We start from the raw sequence: 16,870 nt of genomic DNA on the forward strand, positions 1-16,870 counted from the left end.
TTCGACCCCGGTCGGGACCGCCATTTTAATAAGGCTCGGTAGCTCAGTCGGTAGAGCAGAGGACTGAAAATCCTCGTGTCGGCGGTTCGATTCCGTCCCGAGCCACCATTTATTTTAATAAAATACGCCGGCTTAGCTCAATTGGTAGAGCAACTGACTTGTAATCAGTAGGTTGGGGGTTCAAGTCCTCTAGCCGGCACCATGTAAGTTTCGGAGGGGTAGCGAAGTGGCTAAACGCGGCGGACTGTAAATCCGCTCCTTCGGGTTCGGCAGTTCGAATCTGCCCCCCTCCACCATTTACATAGGGGCATAGTTTAAAGGTAGAACTGAGGTCTCCAAAACCTCCAGTGTGGGTTCGATTCCTACTGCCCCTGCCAAATATATTTACACAACATGGCGGTTGTGGCGAAGTGGTTAACGCACCGGATTGTGGCTCCGGCATTCGTGGGTTCGATTCCCATCAGTCGCCCCATTTTTATTTTTAAAATTACAAATAATTTAATTGATACTTACATATAATTAAGTAAGAATTCGATGGGCTATAGCCAAGCGGTAAGGCAACGGACTTTGACTCCGTCATGCGCTGGTTCGAATCCAGCTAGCCCAGCCATTTTTGCGGAAGTAGTTCAGTGGTAGAATACAACCTTGCCAAGGTTGGGGTCGCGGGTTCGAATCCCGTCTTCCGCTCCAATGAAATTTAATATGGCGGCATAGCCAAGTGGTAAGGCAGAGGTCTGCAAAACCTTTATCACCGGTTCAAATCCGGTTGCCGCCTTTTCTTTTGTGCCGATGTGGCGGAATTGGCAGACGCGCACGACTCAAAATCGTGTTCCTTCGGGAGTGTCGGTTCGACCCCGACCATCGGTATCATGAACGTCGTAAAAAAACTCTATACAATTAGTATAGAGTTTTTTTTGTTTTCTTTTCATTACATGACAAAATAAGCACAAAAAGTGTACGGTGAGTAAACTGCGAAACATTAAAAGGATAAAAACAAACATTCAATTTTATCCTTTTAATTGCGGTATTCTATAATATTCCCTTCGAGCACTCTAGAGAGAATTTCTCCACCCCGGTGACATGAAGTTAAATCCGACACCACCAGTAGATATTAGTACATGATCAGCTGTTAATTTCGTAATTTCTAAAAACTTCTTTTCAAACTTTTCTCTGTTGTATTTGTACATAGTTGAGTGGCACGACCACATGTGCGTTGAAGTACTCAACCAGTCCCCTAATTCCTTCAATTCAGGAAACGCCTCAAATTGGATTGGTTCATCTAATTTCATGAATCTTACTTGATAGATAGTTGGGTTTAACTTCTCTCCTATTCCTTTAAAAGCATGTGATTTTTTCTCATTTGAATGTGTCATAATTCTCCCTCCACCTTTTCTTCAAATTTTTCCCTATTTTTATTGTACAGCAATAGAAAGTAATTATGGGAATATTATGGAAATCGGTATCGGCAATATAAAAAGACTCTAACAGAAATGTTAGAGTCTTTTTTGTTAAATTATATTATGTGATGCTAAAATTCGTAATAAACTTAGGAATTCATGTATAATATAACTTGTCGAAAGAACAAAATGATAGTGATTTATATTATGTCTGTAATATGAATCAAAAATGAACTTTTTATATTTCTTTTAAAAATGTGTTGAACACACATTATATTTCATATTAATATTTTTATGTAGATTTAAAACGAGAAAGAGAGTGGAAAGTATGGGCCGTAAATGGAACAATATTAAAGACAAAAAAGCATCGAAAGATGCAAATACAAGCCGTATATACGCGAAATTTGGACGTGAAATTTATGTGGCGGCAAAACAAGGAGAGCCAGATCCAGAATCAAACCAAGCGCTTAGAGTCGTATTAGAACGTGCGAAAACATACAATGTACCAAGAACAATTATTGATCGTGCAGTTGAAAAGGCAAAAGGCGGTTCAGAGGAAAATTATGACGAGCTTCGTTATGAAGGATTTGGACCAAATGGAGCTATGGTTATTGTAGATACACTTACAAATAACGTAAACCGTACTGCAGCAGATGTACGAGCTGCATTTAGCAAAAACAGTGGTAACATGGGTGTAAACGGTTCTGTAGCTTACATGTTTGATGCGACAGCTGTTATCGGCCTTGAAGGTAAAACATCAGATGAAGTTCTTGAAATTTTAATGGAAGCAGATGTTGATGCACGTGACATTCTAGAAGAAGAAGATTCTGTTATCGTGTATGCTGAACCTGATCAATTCCATTCAGTACAATCTGCACTTAAAGGTGCTGGTGTTGAAGAATTTACAGTTGCAGAATTAACAATGCTTGCACAAAGTGATGTTACACTTCCCGAAGATGCTCAAGTACAATTTGAGAAAATGGTTGATGCATTAGAAGATTTAGAAGATGTGCAACAAGTTTACCACAACGTAGACTTAGGAGAATAATACGATAGAAGCCCTGTCCGTTTAACGGATAGAGGCTTTTTTTATGAAGTTAATTAAGTTGATGAATTAGTAAAGGTATTTTGTTGTAGACAGGGAATATGCTTATAGGGATATATGAAATAATCATTATTTCTAGGAGGTTTAATATGGAACATAAAACACCAAAGCATATCGTTGCTGTAGCAGGTTATTTAACAAATGAAAAAGATGAAGTGTTATTAGCTAAAGTACATTGGCGATCGGATACGTGGGAGTTGCCAGGAGGACAGGTGGAAGAAGGAGAAGCGCTCGATCAAGCAGTTTGTAGGGAAATGTTTGAGGAAACCGGTTTAACTGTGAAGCCGGTTGGAGTTACAGGTGTTTACTATAATGCTTCTATGCATATTTTAGCTGTTGTTTTTAAAGTGGCATATGTGAGCGGTGAAATAAAAATTCAACCTGAAGAAATACAAGAGGCTAAATTTGTTGCTTTAAATGAAGAGAATATAGATGAGTATATAACGCGTCCTCATATGAAATCCAGAACGCTTGATGCGATGAGAGCAACACATTATATTCCGTACGAAACGTGGGAAGTACAGCCGTATAGTTTAATAGGAAGATTGTAAAGAAAAGAGTGACTGATTTGAGATACATTCAAATCACTACTCTTTTTTTTGTATACTGTTTAAGAAAAAGGTCAAAATAATAATAGCGCTAGTATTGATTTGTAGAACGTTTGTTCTGTATAATGGATTTATCCCGCTATTTGCCGGGCAGCTCAATTGGTGAGGGCTAATAATCAGTGGGGATGAACAAAACCTCCACTGATTAAAGTTTCACTTTATATGTTATATACATTTAGATTACTAGATAGTTAAAAGTACATATATTTGTAGATGATATAATTAAAGTGTAAAGTGAAAATATAATAGTCTTAAGGGTTACTCTCTTATTGGTTATTCGTACTTTAACATACCTATATTCAATATTTCAGATGAATAGTAGATAAAAAAAGACTGTGATACAATACTTTTTTATCCGACTATTTGCTGGGCAGTAAGCCTGATTGATGAGGGCTTATTAAAGTTTCACTTTATACCTTACAATGATGTAAGGTACGTGTAAGAGAAATCGATGGGATATTTTTTTACAACAATGTATTCTTAAAGTAAGAGTTATATGCTGTGTGGAAAAGAGGTGTTCAAGATGAAAGAACGAGTATTATCTAGGGTGAACTATCATCAAAAAGTTGCATTAAATCCAATGACTAAACTTTTTTATAAAGCCATTATATTATTATTATTGTTAAGTTGTACGTTATTATTCATTGGAAATGTAATGATTGAGCAAAGTGATATTAGTAAATTACATGTGCCGGCTAAGTTAGAGGTACCAGAATCATTAACACATGCATTTATTGCGACAGAAGATAAAAGATTTTATCATCATAACGGTTTAGATTATATAGCAATTATTAGGGCCTCTGTTGAGAATATAAAGGCTGGTGGTGTCGTACAAGGAGGAAGCACGATTACACAGCAGCTATCTAAAAATGCTTTTTTAACGAATGAACGTACATTTTCTCGTAAGTGGAAAGAGATTTTTTATACGAAAAAAATTGAACGTACATTTACGAAGGATGAAATTTTAAAATTATATGTAAGTAACATTTATTATGGAGAAGGAGCATGGGGAATTGAAAAAGCAGCAAACCTTTACTTCGGTAAAAAGGTGAACCAATTAACGTTGGCTGAAAGTGCAATGATGGCTGCTGTAGTAAAAGCACCTGCTTATTACTCACCTGCCCAAAATTATGATAAAGCAGTAGAGAGACGAAATGTCGTTTTGAGACTAATGGAGAAAGAAGGCTATATAAGCCATGATGAGTATGTTCAAGCAGTTAGTGAGAAATTGGTAATTCGTCATGATATAAAAATAGAGCAGTCGATGTTAAATAGCGCGCGTAAAAAAGCAGTAAGTTAAGAGAAGTTCCTACAGAGGAGCTTCTTTTTTTGAATAAATTGTGACAAATTGTGACACAATATCGTCACAATTATTGTGTTTTTGTAATTTATGTGAGCGTGTTCATTGCGTGACGTATATAAGTGTTGATATTATGTGTATTGTGTACAATGCTGTATACAGAATATGAATTTAAAGAGGAATGTATATGAAATCAAATAAACTCATGGCTCTTGGTATAGTTTTTTCTATCGCAGTATTGATTGTAATTGGAACAATTGCGTATAGCATCATAAATGACAAAAAAGATAAAGGGAATGAGATGTTTGCTTATTCCACGCAACAATCTTTAGGGAAAGATGATGCTCCAGTTAAGGTAGTTGAATTTGGAGACTTCAAATGTCCTGCTTGTCGTACTTGGGATGTAACAGTATTACCTCGATTAAAAGAAGAGTATATTGATAAAGGCAAAGTGCAGTTATATTTTATTAACTTCCCATTTATCGGAAAAGACTCGGATTTAGGTGCAGCAGCTGGTGAAGCAATTTATAAACAAGATAAAGATTCATTCTGGATTTTCTATGATGAGATTTATCAAAATCAAAAGAAAGATACGGAAGAATGGATTACAGAAGATTTGCTTCTTAGCATTGTGAAAGAGAAACTTCCAAAAGTTGATGTAGAGCAATTTAAGAAAGATTTACACAGTAAAGAAATTACAGAAAAAGTACGTAAAGATTCAGATCGTGCTCAAAAATTAAAAGTTCAAGGTGCTCCTTCAGTATATGTAAACGGAAATCTTGCAAACCCTGATTTCGATAGTATGAAGAAGGCCATTGATAAAGAATTGAAAAAGTGATGAGGTCTCTCATCACTTTTTCGACTTTTTTCGATAAAATTCTTGCCTCTATTTTTTTAACATGCTATACTACTTTACATAAGTTATTCTAATATCTTATATGTAATTCATATTTGCGGGTGTAGTTTAGTGGTAAAACAAGAGCCTTCCAAGCTCTGGTCGAGAGTTCGATTCTCTTCACCCGCTCCAAATTTTATTAAATGTTTTTCTATAAATTGTGATCAACGCAGTGTTTCGTTTCCGAGATAAACGAGGCATTGCGTTTTTTAATGTTTGAAAAATATAATTACATGCGAAAATAGAAGTAAATAATAGTATTCCAAAAGTGAATTACTAACCAATAAAGTCGTTACATAAGGGATGATGGATTCATCTGAGGAGGCGATTAAGAGTGGATTTTGAACAATTAAAGCAAGATGTAATTGCGTATAGTAAAACAATTGGCATAGATAAAATAGGCTTTGCGAGTGCTTCTCCTTTTGAGGAATTAAAGCAGCGCTTAATCCAGCAACAACAATTAAATTATCAATCTGGATTTGAAGAGCCTGATATAGAGAAGAGAACGAATCCGCAACTTTTATTACCGGGTGCTAAATCAATTATTGCGATTGCTTTAGCATATCCTTCAAAATTAAAAAATGCACCATTAAGTAAGCGTGGAGAACGCCGTGGAATTTTTTGCCGTGCTTCTTGGGGACAAGATTATCATCTTGTTTTACGAGATCGTTTGCAAAAATTAGAAGCATATTTAATTGAAAAACTTCCGGATATAGAAGTGAAGTCCATGGTTGATACAGGTGAATTAAGTGATCGAGCTGTATCAGAGCGTGCAGGCATTGGCTGGAGTGGGAAAAACTGTGCTATTATTACACCTGAATTCGGTTCGTACGTATACTTAGGGGAAATGATTACAAATGTTCCATTCCCGCCAGATAAGCCGATAGAAGATCAATGCGGGGGCTGTACGAAATGTATCGATATTTGTCCTACAGGTGCTTTAATACAGGGGGGACAGTTAGATTCGAAGAAGTGTATTGCGTTTTTAACACAGACGAAAGGATTCCTACCTGAAGAATATCGCGATAAAATAGGAAATCGTATATATGGATGTGATACGTGTCAGACTGTTTGCCCGAAAAACAAAGGAATGGATTTTCATAATCATCCTGAGATGGAGCCGGACCCTGAGCTAGTTAAACCATTATTAACGCCACTTTTAACAATTAGTAATCGTGATTTTAAAGAGAAATATGGGATTATGTCAGGGTCATGGAGAGGGAAAAAGCCACTGCAAAGAAATGCGATTTTAGCATTAGCACATTTTAAAGAAGCATCGGCAATTCCTGATTTAATTGGTGTTATGAAAGATGACCCAAGACCGGTATTGCGCGGAACGGCAGCATGGGCACTTGGGAAAATTGGGGGAGATGGAGTAGGCGAAGCGATTGAGAAAGCGATGGAACGTGAGAAAGATGAAGAAGTACTTCATGAAATGAAGCGCGGGCTTGAATTGTTAGCACAGAAAAAAGAGTAGATAATATTTCCCTTTTTCATATTGTAATATGGGAGGGAAACGAAATGGCTGTAAAAATGAATATTGAAAAGCAAGTACAACAGTTTTTAGCATATATCACAGAGAAACGAACAGACGTGGATGGTATTGCTGAGGATTTACTACAAATGGCACAGAGAAAGAAACAATTGTTTCAAAGGCGTAGTGCACATATAGTGAAAGCAACTGCGGATGTTTCTTTCATTAGACAATTAAATAGTAATGACCATCAAGAAATTGATTATCAAATACATTTTAAATATTTAATTAAGCATAAAGAATTATTTTATATTGAAGAGGAACAATTAAAACGAAGAGTTTGTTTAAATAATAGTCGGATTATAGGCGATTATGATATTGAAGTGTCAGAAGAAATTAGAATGGGTGAGACATTAGAAAGGGAAATTACGAAAGAGAAGTACGGTTCTTATCAGTATAATCGTTTAGAGGCAGTGAAATATGCAGAGCGTTGGTGGGATGACCGAAATCCTATGTATCGTAATTTCCCTGATAATTGTACGAATTTTATTTCTCAATGTCTTCATACTGGAGAAGTACCTATGAACGGATATCCTAATATTCGTAAAGGATGGTGGCAAAGGGAGAATCAGTGGAGTTGGAGCTGGGCTGTTGCACATTCTTTTTATTGGTATTTGTCAGGTGCTACAACAGGACTTCGAGCAGAGGCGGTAGAGAGGCCAGAAGAACTTATTCTTGGAGATGTTATTGCTTATGATTTCGAGGATGACGGAAGATGGAATCATACGACGATTGTAGTAGCAAAAGATGCAGATGGTATGCCGCTTGTAAATGCACATTCAGCGAATAGCCGTCGACGTTATTGGAACTATGAAGACTCTAGTAAATATACACCACAAATGAAATATAAATTCTTTCATATTATTAATGGGTAGAGATTTTTCGCTCAAGTGGTATAATACGTAGTAGACAAAAAACAGAGGTGAATATCGCGTGGGAGTACATGTTGTTTTATATCAGCCAGAAATTCCAGCAAATACAGGGAATATTGCTCGTACTTGTGCAGCAACTGGAACAGAATTACATTTGATTAGACCGCTTGGATTTTCAACGGATGATAAAATGTTAAAGCGTGCCGGATTAGATTATTGGCAGCACGTGAAAATTACGTATTATGATTCAATTGAAGAATTTTATGAAAAAAATAAAGATGGTGAATTCTTCTATTTAACGAAGTATGGCGAAAAAGCTCATACAGCGTTTGACTATAGCAAGCGCGAGAAGGATTACTATTTTGTATTTGGAAGAGAAACAAACGGCTTACCAGCTAATGTAATCGAAGAAAACTTTGATCATTGTTTACGTATTCCAATGACAGATAAAGTACGTTCATTAAATTTATCTAATACAGCAGCAATTTTAATTTATGAAGCGTTCCGTCAACAAAATTACCCTGGATTAGATTTAGAAATCGTTTATTAAAAGTCGCCATATGGCGACTTTTTTTTATAAAATAAAAATAATATGTAATCATACATTTAAAAGAGAGGACATAATCATATAGAATGGGATATATGATTAAAAATAGATAAGACGGGTTGAGATAAATATGAAGGAAGAATATAGTAATCAAAATACCTTTTTAAGTATGATAGATATGGATTTAATTAGACAAGGATTATTACATGCTATTCAAGATTTAGTATTTATTTTGAAAGTTATTGATGATGAAACGTTTAAATATATGTATGTGAATAGAATAGGAATGGATTATGCTAGGTTAAGCGAAGAGTGCTATGGAAAAACTTTTGCAGAAGTATTACCAAAAGATATAGCGGGGATATTGCAAAGGCAATATGAAAAAGTAGTGAGAGAAGCGAAAGCACACACATTTTGTGATGTAGTCAAATTACAAAAAGGTGAGATACATTATGAATCTTCACTTAATCCTGTCTGCGATGAAGAAGGAATATGTCAATTTGTTATTTGTATTACAAGAGATATTACAGCTCAAATTGAGGAGAAGACAGAGATAGAGGAAAAACAAATGTTATTTAAGTCGTTACTAGAATATAATAATGACTCAATTATATCTATAGATTCTATAGGGAGAGTTACATATGCAAACCCGGCAACGTATGAAATATTTGGATACCGGTATGAAGAGTTAAATAATAAATTTATTTTTGAATTCATTAATAAAGAATATGAAAAAGACTTTCAAATTCTATTTAAAGGAGCTCTGCAGGGAAGAGCAAAACAAATTGTTTCAAAGAAATATGTTCATAAAGAAGGGTACGAGCTATATATTTCTTTGAGAACTATCCCGATTATTGTGAACGGTGAAATTGTTGGAGTTTATATTGTTACGAGAGATGTTACAAGGCAAGTATTAAACGAAATGCGAACAGAATATTTAGCCTACTATGACCAGTTAACGGGATTAATGAATAGAATTTCATGTACAAATAAGTTAAATACTTTTTTAAAAGAGAGTATAAATTTTGCGCTTGTATTTATAGATTTAGATGAGTTTCATCGTATTAATGATACATTTGGTCATAAAGAGGGAGATAAAGTATTACAAAAAGTTACAGAATGTTTAAGCAATCTAAAAATAGAAGGTATGCACTTATTTAGAGAACACGATGATCAATTTGTTATGTTAATAGAAAATATAACGAAAGAATGTGTAGAGGAAATTGCAAAAGGCATACTGAAAAATATTAGTGAATATTTTGTAATCGAGGAAGAAGATGTATATTTAAGTGCGTCAATTGGAATTGTAATGGCTCCAGCAGATGGAGAAGATGAAAAAATACTATTTCAGAGGGTCGATGCTGCTTTAGAAAAAGCAAAAGAAAAAGGAAAAGGACATTATCATTTTTATTGTAGTGGATTAGACTGTGAGCGTGAACAAAGGTTTATAATAGAAAACCAGTTACATCGTGCTATAGAAAAAAATGAGTTTTTCTTATATTATCAGCCACAAATTAATATTGAAACGAAAAAAATAGCTAGTATGGAAGCTTTAATAAGGTGGGAGAATAAGGAATTAGGATTTGTTTCTCCAAATCAATTTATTCCGTTGGCAGAAAGAACAGGATTTATTATTAAGCTCGATGAATGGGTAGTAAATCAAGTGTGTCAGCAACTGCGCGAATGGTTAAATAAAGGATATGAAGTGGTCCCAATTGCAGTTAATATTTCAGCTAGACACTTTCGCTCTATTACATTAATAGAGATGATTACACGGGCTTTAAATAAGTACAATGTACCAGCTCATTTATTAGCGATAGAGGTTACAGAAGGAGCTCTTATACATAAAGATATATCGAAGAGAGTGTTACTACAATTAAAAGAACAAAATTTAAAGATTCATTTAGATGATTTTGGAACAGGCTATTCATCTTTAAGTTACTTGAAAACATATCCAATTGATACTTTAAAAATTGATCGTTCTTTTATGGAAGGTATACATATAGATGAACGTGATACGAATATTACAGCTGCAATTATTCATTTAGCTCATACTTTAGAACTGAATGTAATTGCAGAGGGAGTAGAAAAAAAGGAGCAAATACAGTTTTTGAAAGAAAAGAATGTGAAGCTTGTACAAGGTTATTATTATAGTCGACCATTATCCAAATATGATATGGAAAATATGTATTATAAATAATGTATAAAAAAATGATGTGCTTTTAGCACATCATTTTTTATGTGTACCTGGTTTGTCATTGTAACCAGATGTAAAAATAGCTGTAAGAAATGTGAGTGATACACCTAAAATTAATAATAATTTCATACTAATATCCTCCTTACTTTTTTCGGTTCACGAGTTCTATTTATTACCCAAAATGTATGTAAGGTTCTTAGAAGAAAAGAATTTATTTATAATGAATAGCAGTGTGAAAACGTTAATACCTATATTATACAGAATTTTCTTTGAATTTTGGAGAGAATTTTAGCGTGCTATTATATATTTCGTTTTGATTTAAAGAATGTTTAAGGACATCCTAGCATACCTTTTATAATAATCCGATTGAACAAGGAGATGGGGGAGGAGCTATAATGGATATTCTAAAAAAGATTGAACAGCATCGAGCAGCAGAAGAACGGTTACAATGGGAAGGTACGTTTGCGGAGTATTTGGAGCTTGTGAAAGAAAGACCATGGGTGGCTCAAACAGCACACTCTCGCATTTACAATATGATAAAAGATGCTGGAATTGAAGAAGTTGATGGTAGAAGAAAGTATAACTTCTTTAGTAATCAGCTCTTTGGATTAGAGGATGCTCTAGAACGTCTTGTAGAGGAATATTTTCATCCATCCGCAAAACGATTAGATGTTAGAAAAAGAATTTTATTATTAATGGGTCCTGTTAGTGGAGGGAAATCAACGTTAGTTACGATGTTGAAACGAGGATTAGAAACATATTCACGAACAGATCGTGGAGCAATTTTTGCAATTAAAGGATGCCCAATGCATGAGGATCCACTGCATTTAATTCCACATCATTTACGAGATGATTTCTTTGATGAGTATGGGGTTAGAATTGAAGGAAATTTATCACCACTAAATGTCATGCGTTTAGAGCAAGAATACGGATCAAGAATTGAGGATGTAGTTGTAGAGCGTATTTTCTTCTCTGAAGATCGCCGTACAGGGATTGGTACATTTAGCCCGTCTGATCCAAAATCACAGGATATTGCAGATTTAACAGGTAGTCTGGACTTTTCTACGATTGCAGAATATGGTTCAGAATCAGACCCGCGTGCGTATCGATTTGATGGAGAATTAAATAAGGCGAACCGAGGAATGATGGAGTTCCAAGAGATGTTAAAATGTGATGAGAAGTTTTTATGGCACTTATTATCGCTTACGCAAGAAGGGAATTTCAAAGCGGGAAGATTTGCGCTTATTTCAGCAGATGAATTAATTGTAGCGCATACGAATGAAACAGAGTATCGCTCATTTATAGCAAATAAGAAAAATGAGGCATTGCACTCAAGAATTATTGTAATGCCAGTTCCTTATAATTTACGAGTAAGTGAAGAAGAACATATTTATGAAAAAATGATTCGTGAAAGTGATGTGTCGAATGTTCACATTGCACCACACACACTTCGCGTTGCAGCAATGTTCACTATTTTAACTCGTTTAAAAGATCCGAAGCGTCCGGATATTGATTTAATTAAAAAGATGCGTTTGTATGATGGAGAAACGGTAGAAGGTTATAATGCGATTGATGTAGAGGAGCTACAACGAGAATATCAAGATGAAGGTATGAAGGGTATTGATCCTCGTTATGTCATTAACCGAATTTCGTCTACAATCATTCGAAAAGAGGTACCATCTATTAACGCGTTAGATGTACTTAGATCTTTAAAAGATGGGCTGGATCAGCATCCATCGATTAGTAATGAAGACCGTGAACGTTATATGAATTTCATCTCATTAGCGAGAAAAGAATACGATGAAATCGCAAAGAAAGAAGTACAAAAGGCGTTTGTTTATTCATATGAAGAATCGGCTAAGACACTTATGGATAATTATTTAGATAACGTCGAGGCGTACTGCAATAAATCGAAATTACGTGATCCGTTAACAGGAGAAGAAATGAGTCCAGATGAAAAATTAATGCGCTCAATTGAAGAGCAAATTGGGATTTCAGAAAATGCTAAGAAAGCGTTCCGTGAAGAGATTTTAATTCGCATTTCTGCTTATGCCCGTAAAGGAAAACGCTTTGATTATAATTCACATGAACGTCTTCGTGAAGCGATTCAGAAAAAACTATTTGCTGATTTAAAAGATATAGTGAAAATTACAACATCAACGAAAACGCCAGACGAAAATCAGCTTAAGAAAATCAATGATGTTGTTGCGCGTTTAATTGATGAGCATGGCTATAATTCTTCTTCAGCAAATGAATTATTACGCTATGTAGGTAGCTTGTTAAACCGATAGTTTGATAACAAAACGCTGTCTCTTGTATTTTGCGGGACAGCGTTTTATTATCCGTTCATATGTGTATAAAGTGTCATACCTTGTCCAAATGTAATAAATTAAGATGCAATTTCATGAATTTATTGTCAATTATTTTTACAATATGCATATGATAGAGTAACCAACCATTCATACGAAAAAAGCCAACACAATACAATATGTTGCAAAGTAAAAATGTGTGCAACAATGCATTGTGTTTCTTTCTTATCAGTGGCTGAATATTTCTTTCTATTATGTGAGTGGCAAAATTTTGTTTAGGATGCTCGGGTATTGTATGAAAAACGTTATAAATGTTTATGGGATGATTTTCTGTGGGCAGTTACCTTTCAAATATTCTAGCTTGCACAGTACAGAACAAAATTTATAGATTGCTGTTCATAAAGGAAGACAATTACAGTAAGGAGGGAAAGGAATGGGCGAAGAAAATCAACCAAATTATACGATTTCACAGGAAAACTGGTCCCTCCATCGCAAAGGATATGACGACCAACAACGCCATCAAGAAAAAGTACAAGAGGCAATTAAGAATAATTTACCCGATCTTGTAACAGAAGAAAGTATAGTTATGTCTAATGGCAAAGATGTTGTAAAAATACCAATTCGTTCTCTAGATGAATATAAGATTAGATACAATTATGATAAAAATAAACATGTTGGGCAAGGAAACGGTGACAGTAAAGTTGGTGATGTCGTTGCGAGAGATGGATCAGGTGGTCAAAAACAAAAAGGGCCAGGAAAAGGGCAAGGAGCAGGAGATGCAGCTGGGGAAGATTACTATGAAGCTGAAGTCTCTATTTTAGAATTAGAGCAGGCGTTTTTCAGAGAGTTAGAGCTGCCTAATTTAAAGAGAAAAGAAATAGATGAAAATCGGATTGAACATGTTGAATTTAATGACATTAGAAAAACAGGATTATGGGGAAATATCGATAAGAAACGAACAATGATATCTGCATATAAACGAAATGCGATGCGTGGTAAAGCATCTTTCCATCCAATTCATCAAGAAGACTTAAAGTTCCGCACTTGGAATGAAGTATTAAAGCCAGATTCAAAGGCTGTTGTGTTAGCGATGATGGATACGAGTGGATCGATGGGAATGTGGGAGAAGTATATGGCACGTAGCTTCTTTTTCTGGATGACAAGATTTTTACGAACAAAGTATGAAACAGTTGATATTGAATTTATTGCTCACCATACAGAAGCGAAAGTCGTCACAGAAGAAGAATTTTTCTCAAAAGGAGAAAGTGGCGGAACAATATGTTCTTCCGTATATAAAAAGGCATTAGAACTGATTGATAATAAATATTCACCAGACCGCTATAATATTTATCCATTCCATTTTTCAGATGGTGATAATTTAACATCAGATAACGCTAGGTGTGTAAAGCTTGTGGAAGAATTAATGAAGAAATGTAATATGTTTGGATATGGGGAAGTGAATCAGTATAATCGCCATAGTACACTCATGTCAGCCTATAAAAATATTAAAGATGAAAACTTTAGATACTATATTTTAAAGCAAAAAGCAGACGTATTTCATGCGATGAAAAGCTTTTTTAGAGAAGAATCAGGTGAGAAAATGGCATAACCTCTTTTAAAGAGGTTCTTTTTTTGTAAACTTTTTATTTTTTTAGTTGACAATGATAATGAAAATCATTATCATTTATTCGAGAAATGATTACATTTCGAATTATATATTTTGGAGGAGATGTAAAGTTGAAACAAAATAAAAGAAAACGTATAAATGCAATGATTATAGCGGCGGCGTTATCACTTCCGTTTGCTGTTTATTCAACACCTGCTTTAGCGGCAGTGGCAATTGAGGCGAATAAAACGGGACAAGGTTTAGAAGATGGTATATATGATGCTGTTATTAAAGCGTATAAAGATAAAACGAATGAAGAGTCTATGGCAGCTGTTTATATAAAGGATCCGAAATTAACAATTGAGAATGGAAAGAAAATTGTAACAGCAACGTTAAGTGATAGTGATTTCTTCCAATACTTGAAAACAGAGGATATTCATACGCCAGGTGTGTTTCATGATGTAAAGGTCCTATCAGAAGACAAAAAGAAAAATGGGACGAAGGTTATTCAATTTGAAGTTGGAGAATTAGGAAAAACATACAATATGCAAATGCATATTTATATTCCAACGATGGCCTATGATAATAAATATCAAGTGCAGTTTGAAGTAAATGCTATAAATTTAGAAAACAATGTTTCAGAAAAACAAAAGGAAAATAAAGAGGAGCAACAAGATGAAAACGGAAATGTAATATTAGATAAGCAATTACAAAAATATATTAATAAATATAACTTAGATAGAGATAATGTAGATGCGCCAATCACAAAGAAAGATTTATTACAAATTAAAACATTATCCATTTATTCAGGTAAAGGGATAAATGAAATAGCTGGTTTAGAGTATATGACAAATTTAGAGAAGTTGACGTTACGAGAGTCTAATGTAACAGATATATCAGCTATCTCGAAATTGAGAAGTTTGAAGTACGTTGATTTAACTTCTAATTCAATTGAAAGTATTCATCCAATTGGGCAATTAGAGAATATTAATATGCTTTTTTTAAGAGATAATAAAATTTCTGATCTTACACCATTAAGTAAAATGAAAAAAATCAAAACATTAGATTTAATCGGTAATAACATTAAAGATATCCAGCCATTATTTACATTATCAACTATGAAACAATTATACTTAGCAAATAATCAAATCAGTGATCTTAATGGAATTGATCGATTAAATAATGTGGAACTATTATGGATAGGGAACAATAAAATTAATAATGTTGAATCTATTAGTAAAATGAGTAATCTTATTGAACTAGAAATTGCTGATAGTGAAATAAAAGATATATCACCATTATCTCAATTAGGAAATTTACAAGTGCTGAATTTAGAAGAGAATTATATCTCTGATATATCGCCGTTGAGCACTTTAACAAATTTACATGAGATAAATCTTGGAGCAAATGAAATTTCTGACGTAAGGCCTGTTGAGGAATTAGGTAAGCGAATTTCAATTGACATTCAAAGACAAAAAATCTTTTTAAATGAAGCAAGCGTAGATGAGGAATTAAAAATCCCAGTATACAACCTTAAGGGAGAACCACTTCAAAATATTAATGTAAAAAGTGAGGGGGCTACTCTGAATAACGGATTTATAAAATGGAATAGTCCTGGAGAAAAAATATATGAATTTAAACTAGATACTAATTCTACTGAAAGTAAAATAAGATTTAATGGTACGGTTATACAGAATATAGTTGAAAAACAAAAAGAACGTGCAAATGTAATTCTCGATAAAACTTTACAACAACATATTAATAAAGAGAATTTAGGTAGAGAGAACTTAAACGCTCCTATCACAAAAGAAGATTTATTACAGGTTAAAAAATTAGAGATACTTAAAGAAAAAGGAAATGAGATAAAAGATATAACAGGTTTAGAGTACATGACGAACTTAGAAAACCTTACTTTAGAAGGAGTAGGCCTGAAAAATATTGATTTCATCTCAAACTTGAAACGATTGAATAATGTGAATGTATCTCATAATCAAATTGAAGATATAACACCGCTATCTTCATTGAAAAATTTACAGTGGTTAAATCTTACTGAGAATCGTATTACAGATGTAACGGTTCTTGACTCAATGTTAGACTTACTTAGTTTAAAATTAGCTGAAAATGAGATTCGTGATGTAAGGCCATTAATACAATTAGGTCAGTGGGTAACAATTGATGTTAGAAGGCAAAAGGTCATTTTGGATGATGCAGAAATAAATAAAGAAGTGAAAATACCTGTATATGATTTAGAGGGAGAGCCAATTGAAAAGATTACACTAAAGAGTGAAGGTGGAACTCTTACTGATGAGGGAATCATTTGGCGTACTTTAGGAGAAAAAATATATGAATTTGATTTAGATGCAGATCATTATGAGACTGGCATATTATATAGTGGCATTGTAATGCAGAATATAGTAGAAAAATTAATACCAAAAGAAGAAGTGAAAGAACCAACAAAGGAAGTGGAAGAGTCAAAAGAAGAAGTGAAAGAACCAACAAA

At 34.2% G+C, this 16,870-nt stretch carries 12 protein-coding genes and 10 tRNA genes; 21 read left to right on the forward strand and 1 reads right to left on the reverse strand.

All coding sequences use genetic code 11. From position 1 onward, the window contains the following. The first annotated feature begins 32 nt into the window (after positions 1-32). From MR167_RS25940 to MR167_RS25980, 9 genes are all read left to right on the forward strand, one after another. A tRNA-Phe gene (locus MR167_RS25940) sits at positions 33-108 on the forward strand. Between the two features lie 18 nt (positions 109-126). Further along, positions 127-202: transfer RNA gene (locus tag MR167_RS25945), tRNA-Thr, on the forward strand. A gap of 10 nt (positions 203-212) precedes the next feature. Continuing rightward, a tRNA-Tyr gene (locus MR167_RS25950) sits at positions 213-296 on the forward strand. Positions 297-303: 7 nt separating this feature from the next. Continuing rightward, positions 304-377 (forward strand) — tRNA-Trp (locus MR167_RS25955). Positions 378-396: 19 nt separating this feature from the next. Further along, positions 397-472, forward strand: a tRNA-His gene (locus MR167_RS25960). Between the two features lie 63 nt (positions 473-535). Beyond that, positions 536-610, forward strand: a tRNA-Gln gene (locus MR167_RS25965). Between the two features lie 5 nt (positions 611-615). After that, positions 616-690, forward strand: a tRNA-Gly gene (locus MR167_RS25970). Between the two features lie 14 nt (positions 691-704). Beyond that, a tRNA-Cys gene (locus tag MR167_RS25975) sits at positions 705-775 on the forward strand. 10 nt (positions 776-785) lie between these two features. Beyond that, a tRNA-Leu gene (locus tag MR167_RS25980) sits at positions 786-867 on the forward strand. Between the two features lie 185 nt (positions 868-1,052). Here the strand turns inward: MR167_RS25980 and MR167_RS25985 are convergent. Next, a complete protein-coding gene (locus MR167_RS25985) occupies positions 1,053-1,373 on the reverse strand; it encodes a DUF3884 family protein (RefSeq protein ID WP_000149824.1) in 321 nt (106 codons plus the stop codon). A gap of 352 nt (positions 1,374-1,725) precedes the next feature. On the opposite strand from MR167_RS25985, the gene MR167_RS25990 reads away from it, so the two are divergent. The 12 genes from MR167_RS25990 to MR167_RS26045 all read left to right on the forward strand — a co-directional run. Next, a complete protein-coding gene (locus MR167_RS25990) occupies positions 1,726-2,445 on the forward strand; it encodes a YebC/PmpR family DNA-binding transcriptional regulator (RefSeq protein ID WP_000532954.1) in 720 nt (239 codons plus the stop codon). Between the two features lie 146 nt (positions 2,446-2,591). Continuing rightward, entirely contained in the window at positions 2,592-3,053 is a 462-nt protein-coding gene (locus tag MR167_RS25995; RefSeq protein WP_000400451.1) for an NUDIX hydrolase, read from the forward strand. A 580-nt stretch (positions 3,054-3,633) separates the two neighbouring features. Further along, positions 3,634-4,410, forward strand: a complete 777-nt coding sequence (locus MR167_RS26000; protein ID WP_000664718.1) for a transglycosylase domain-containing protein — start codon at positions 3,634-3,636, stop codon at positions 4,408-4,410. Positions 4,411-4,597: 187 nt separating this feature from the next. Beyond that, entirely contained in the window at positions 4,598-5,248 is a 651-nt protein-coding gene (locus tag MR167_RS26005; RefSeq protein ID WP_000841308.1) for a DsbA family protein, read from the forward strand. Between the two features lie 115 nt (positions 5,249-5,363). Further along, a tRNA-Gly gene (locus MR167_RS26010) sits at positions 5,364-5,437 on the forward strand. Positions 5,438-5,639: 202 nt separating this feature from the next. Next, positions 5,640-6,782 (forward strand): tRNA epoxyqueuosine(34) reductase QueG, encoded by a 1,143-nt coding sequence (queG, locus tag MR167_RS26015; RefSeq protein WP_000345208.1) that lies wholly within the window; start codon positions 5,640-5,642, stop codon positions 6,780-6,782. A gap of 44 nt (positions 6,783-6,826) precedes the next feature. Further along, the gene (locus MR167_RS26020) at positions 6,827-7,714 is read left to right on the forward strand and encodes an amidase domain-containing protein (RefSeq protein ID WP_000279323.1); all 888 of its coding nucleotides are present in this window, start codon (positions 6,827-6,829) and stop codon (positions 7,712-7,714) included. A 58-nt stretch (positions 7,715-7,772) separates the two neighbouring features. After that, entirely contained in the window at positions 7,773-8,261 is a 489-nt protein-coding gene (trmL, locus tag MR167_RS26025; protein WP_000538147.1) for a tRNA (uridine(34)/cytosine(34)/5-carboxymethylaminomethyluridine(34)-2'-O)-methyltransferase TrmL, read from the forward strand. A gap of 127 nt (positions 8,262-8,388) precedes the next feature. After that, a complete protein-coding gene (locus MR167_RS26030; RefSeq protein WP_106081995.1) occupies positions 8,389-10,458 on the forward strand; it encodes a sensor domain-containing protein in 2,070 nt (689 codons plus the stop codon). A 392-nt stretch (positions 10,459-10,850) separates the two neighbouring features. Continuing rightward, positions 10,851-12,746, forward strand: coding sequence for a PrkA family serine protein kinase (locus MR167_RS26035; RefSeq protein ID WP_000353273.1), 1,896 nt, complete (start codon positions 10,851-10,853; stop codon positions 12,744-12,746). Positions 12,747-13,197: 451 nt separating this feature from the next. Then, entirely contained in the window at positions 13,198-14,373 is a 1,176-nt protein-coding gene (gene yhbH / locus MR167_RS26040; RefSeq protein ID WP_000503516.1) for a sporulation protein YhbH, read from the forward strand. 128 nt (positions 14,374-14,501) lie between these two features. Then, positions 14,502-16,870, forward strand: a 2,369-nt coding sequence (locus tag MR167_RS26045) for a leucine-rich repeat domain-containing protein (protein ID WP_242315857.1), incomplete at its 3' end; no start/stop codon positions are given.

This window comes from Bacillus cereus group sp. BfR-BA-01355 (assembly GCF_022663675.1).
In the GTDB taxonomy this organism is placed as follows: Bacteria; Bacillota; Bacilli; order Bacillales; family Bacillaceae_G; genus Bacillus_A; species Bacillus_A thuringiensis_S.

Excerpts from the sequence above, each read along its gene's own strand:
- yhbH (WP_000503516.1), top strand. The coding sequence starts at position 13,198 with ATGGGCGAAGAAAATCAACCAAATTATACGATTTCACAGGAAAACTGG.
- MR167_RS25990 (WP_000532954.1), top strand. The coding sequence starts at position 1,726 with ATGGGCCGTAAATGGAACAATATTAAAGACAAAAAAGCATCGAAAGAT.
- MR167_RS26000 (WP_000664718.1), top strand. The coding sequence starts at position 3,634 with ATGAAAGAACGAGTATTATCTAGGGTGAACTATCATCAAAAAGTTGCA.
- MR167_RS26030 (WP_106081995.1), top strand. The coding sequence starts at position 8,389 with ATGAAGGAAGAATATAGTAATCAAAATACCTTTTTAAGTATGATAGAT.
- MR167_RS25995 (WP_000400451.1), top strand. The coding sequence starts at position 2,592 with ATGGAACATAAAACACCAAAGCATATCGTTGCTGTAGCAGGTTATTTA.
- MR167_RS26035 (WP_000353273.1), top strand. The coding sequence starts at position 10,851 with ATGGATATTCTAAAAAAGATTGAACAGCATCGAGCAGCAGAAGAACGG.
- MR167_RS26005 (WP_000841308.1), top strand. The coding sequence starts at position 4,598 with ATGAAATCAAATAAACTCATGGCTCTTGGTATAGTTTTTTCTATCGCA.
- MR167_RS26020 (WP_000279323.1), top strand. The coding sequence starts at position 6,827 with ATGGCTGTAAAAATGAATATTGAAAAGCAAGTACAACAGTTTTTAGCA.
- MR167_RS25985 (WP_000149824.1), bottom strand. The coding sequence starts at position 1,373 with ATGACACATTCAAATGAGAAAAAATCACATGCTTTTAAAGGAATAGGA.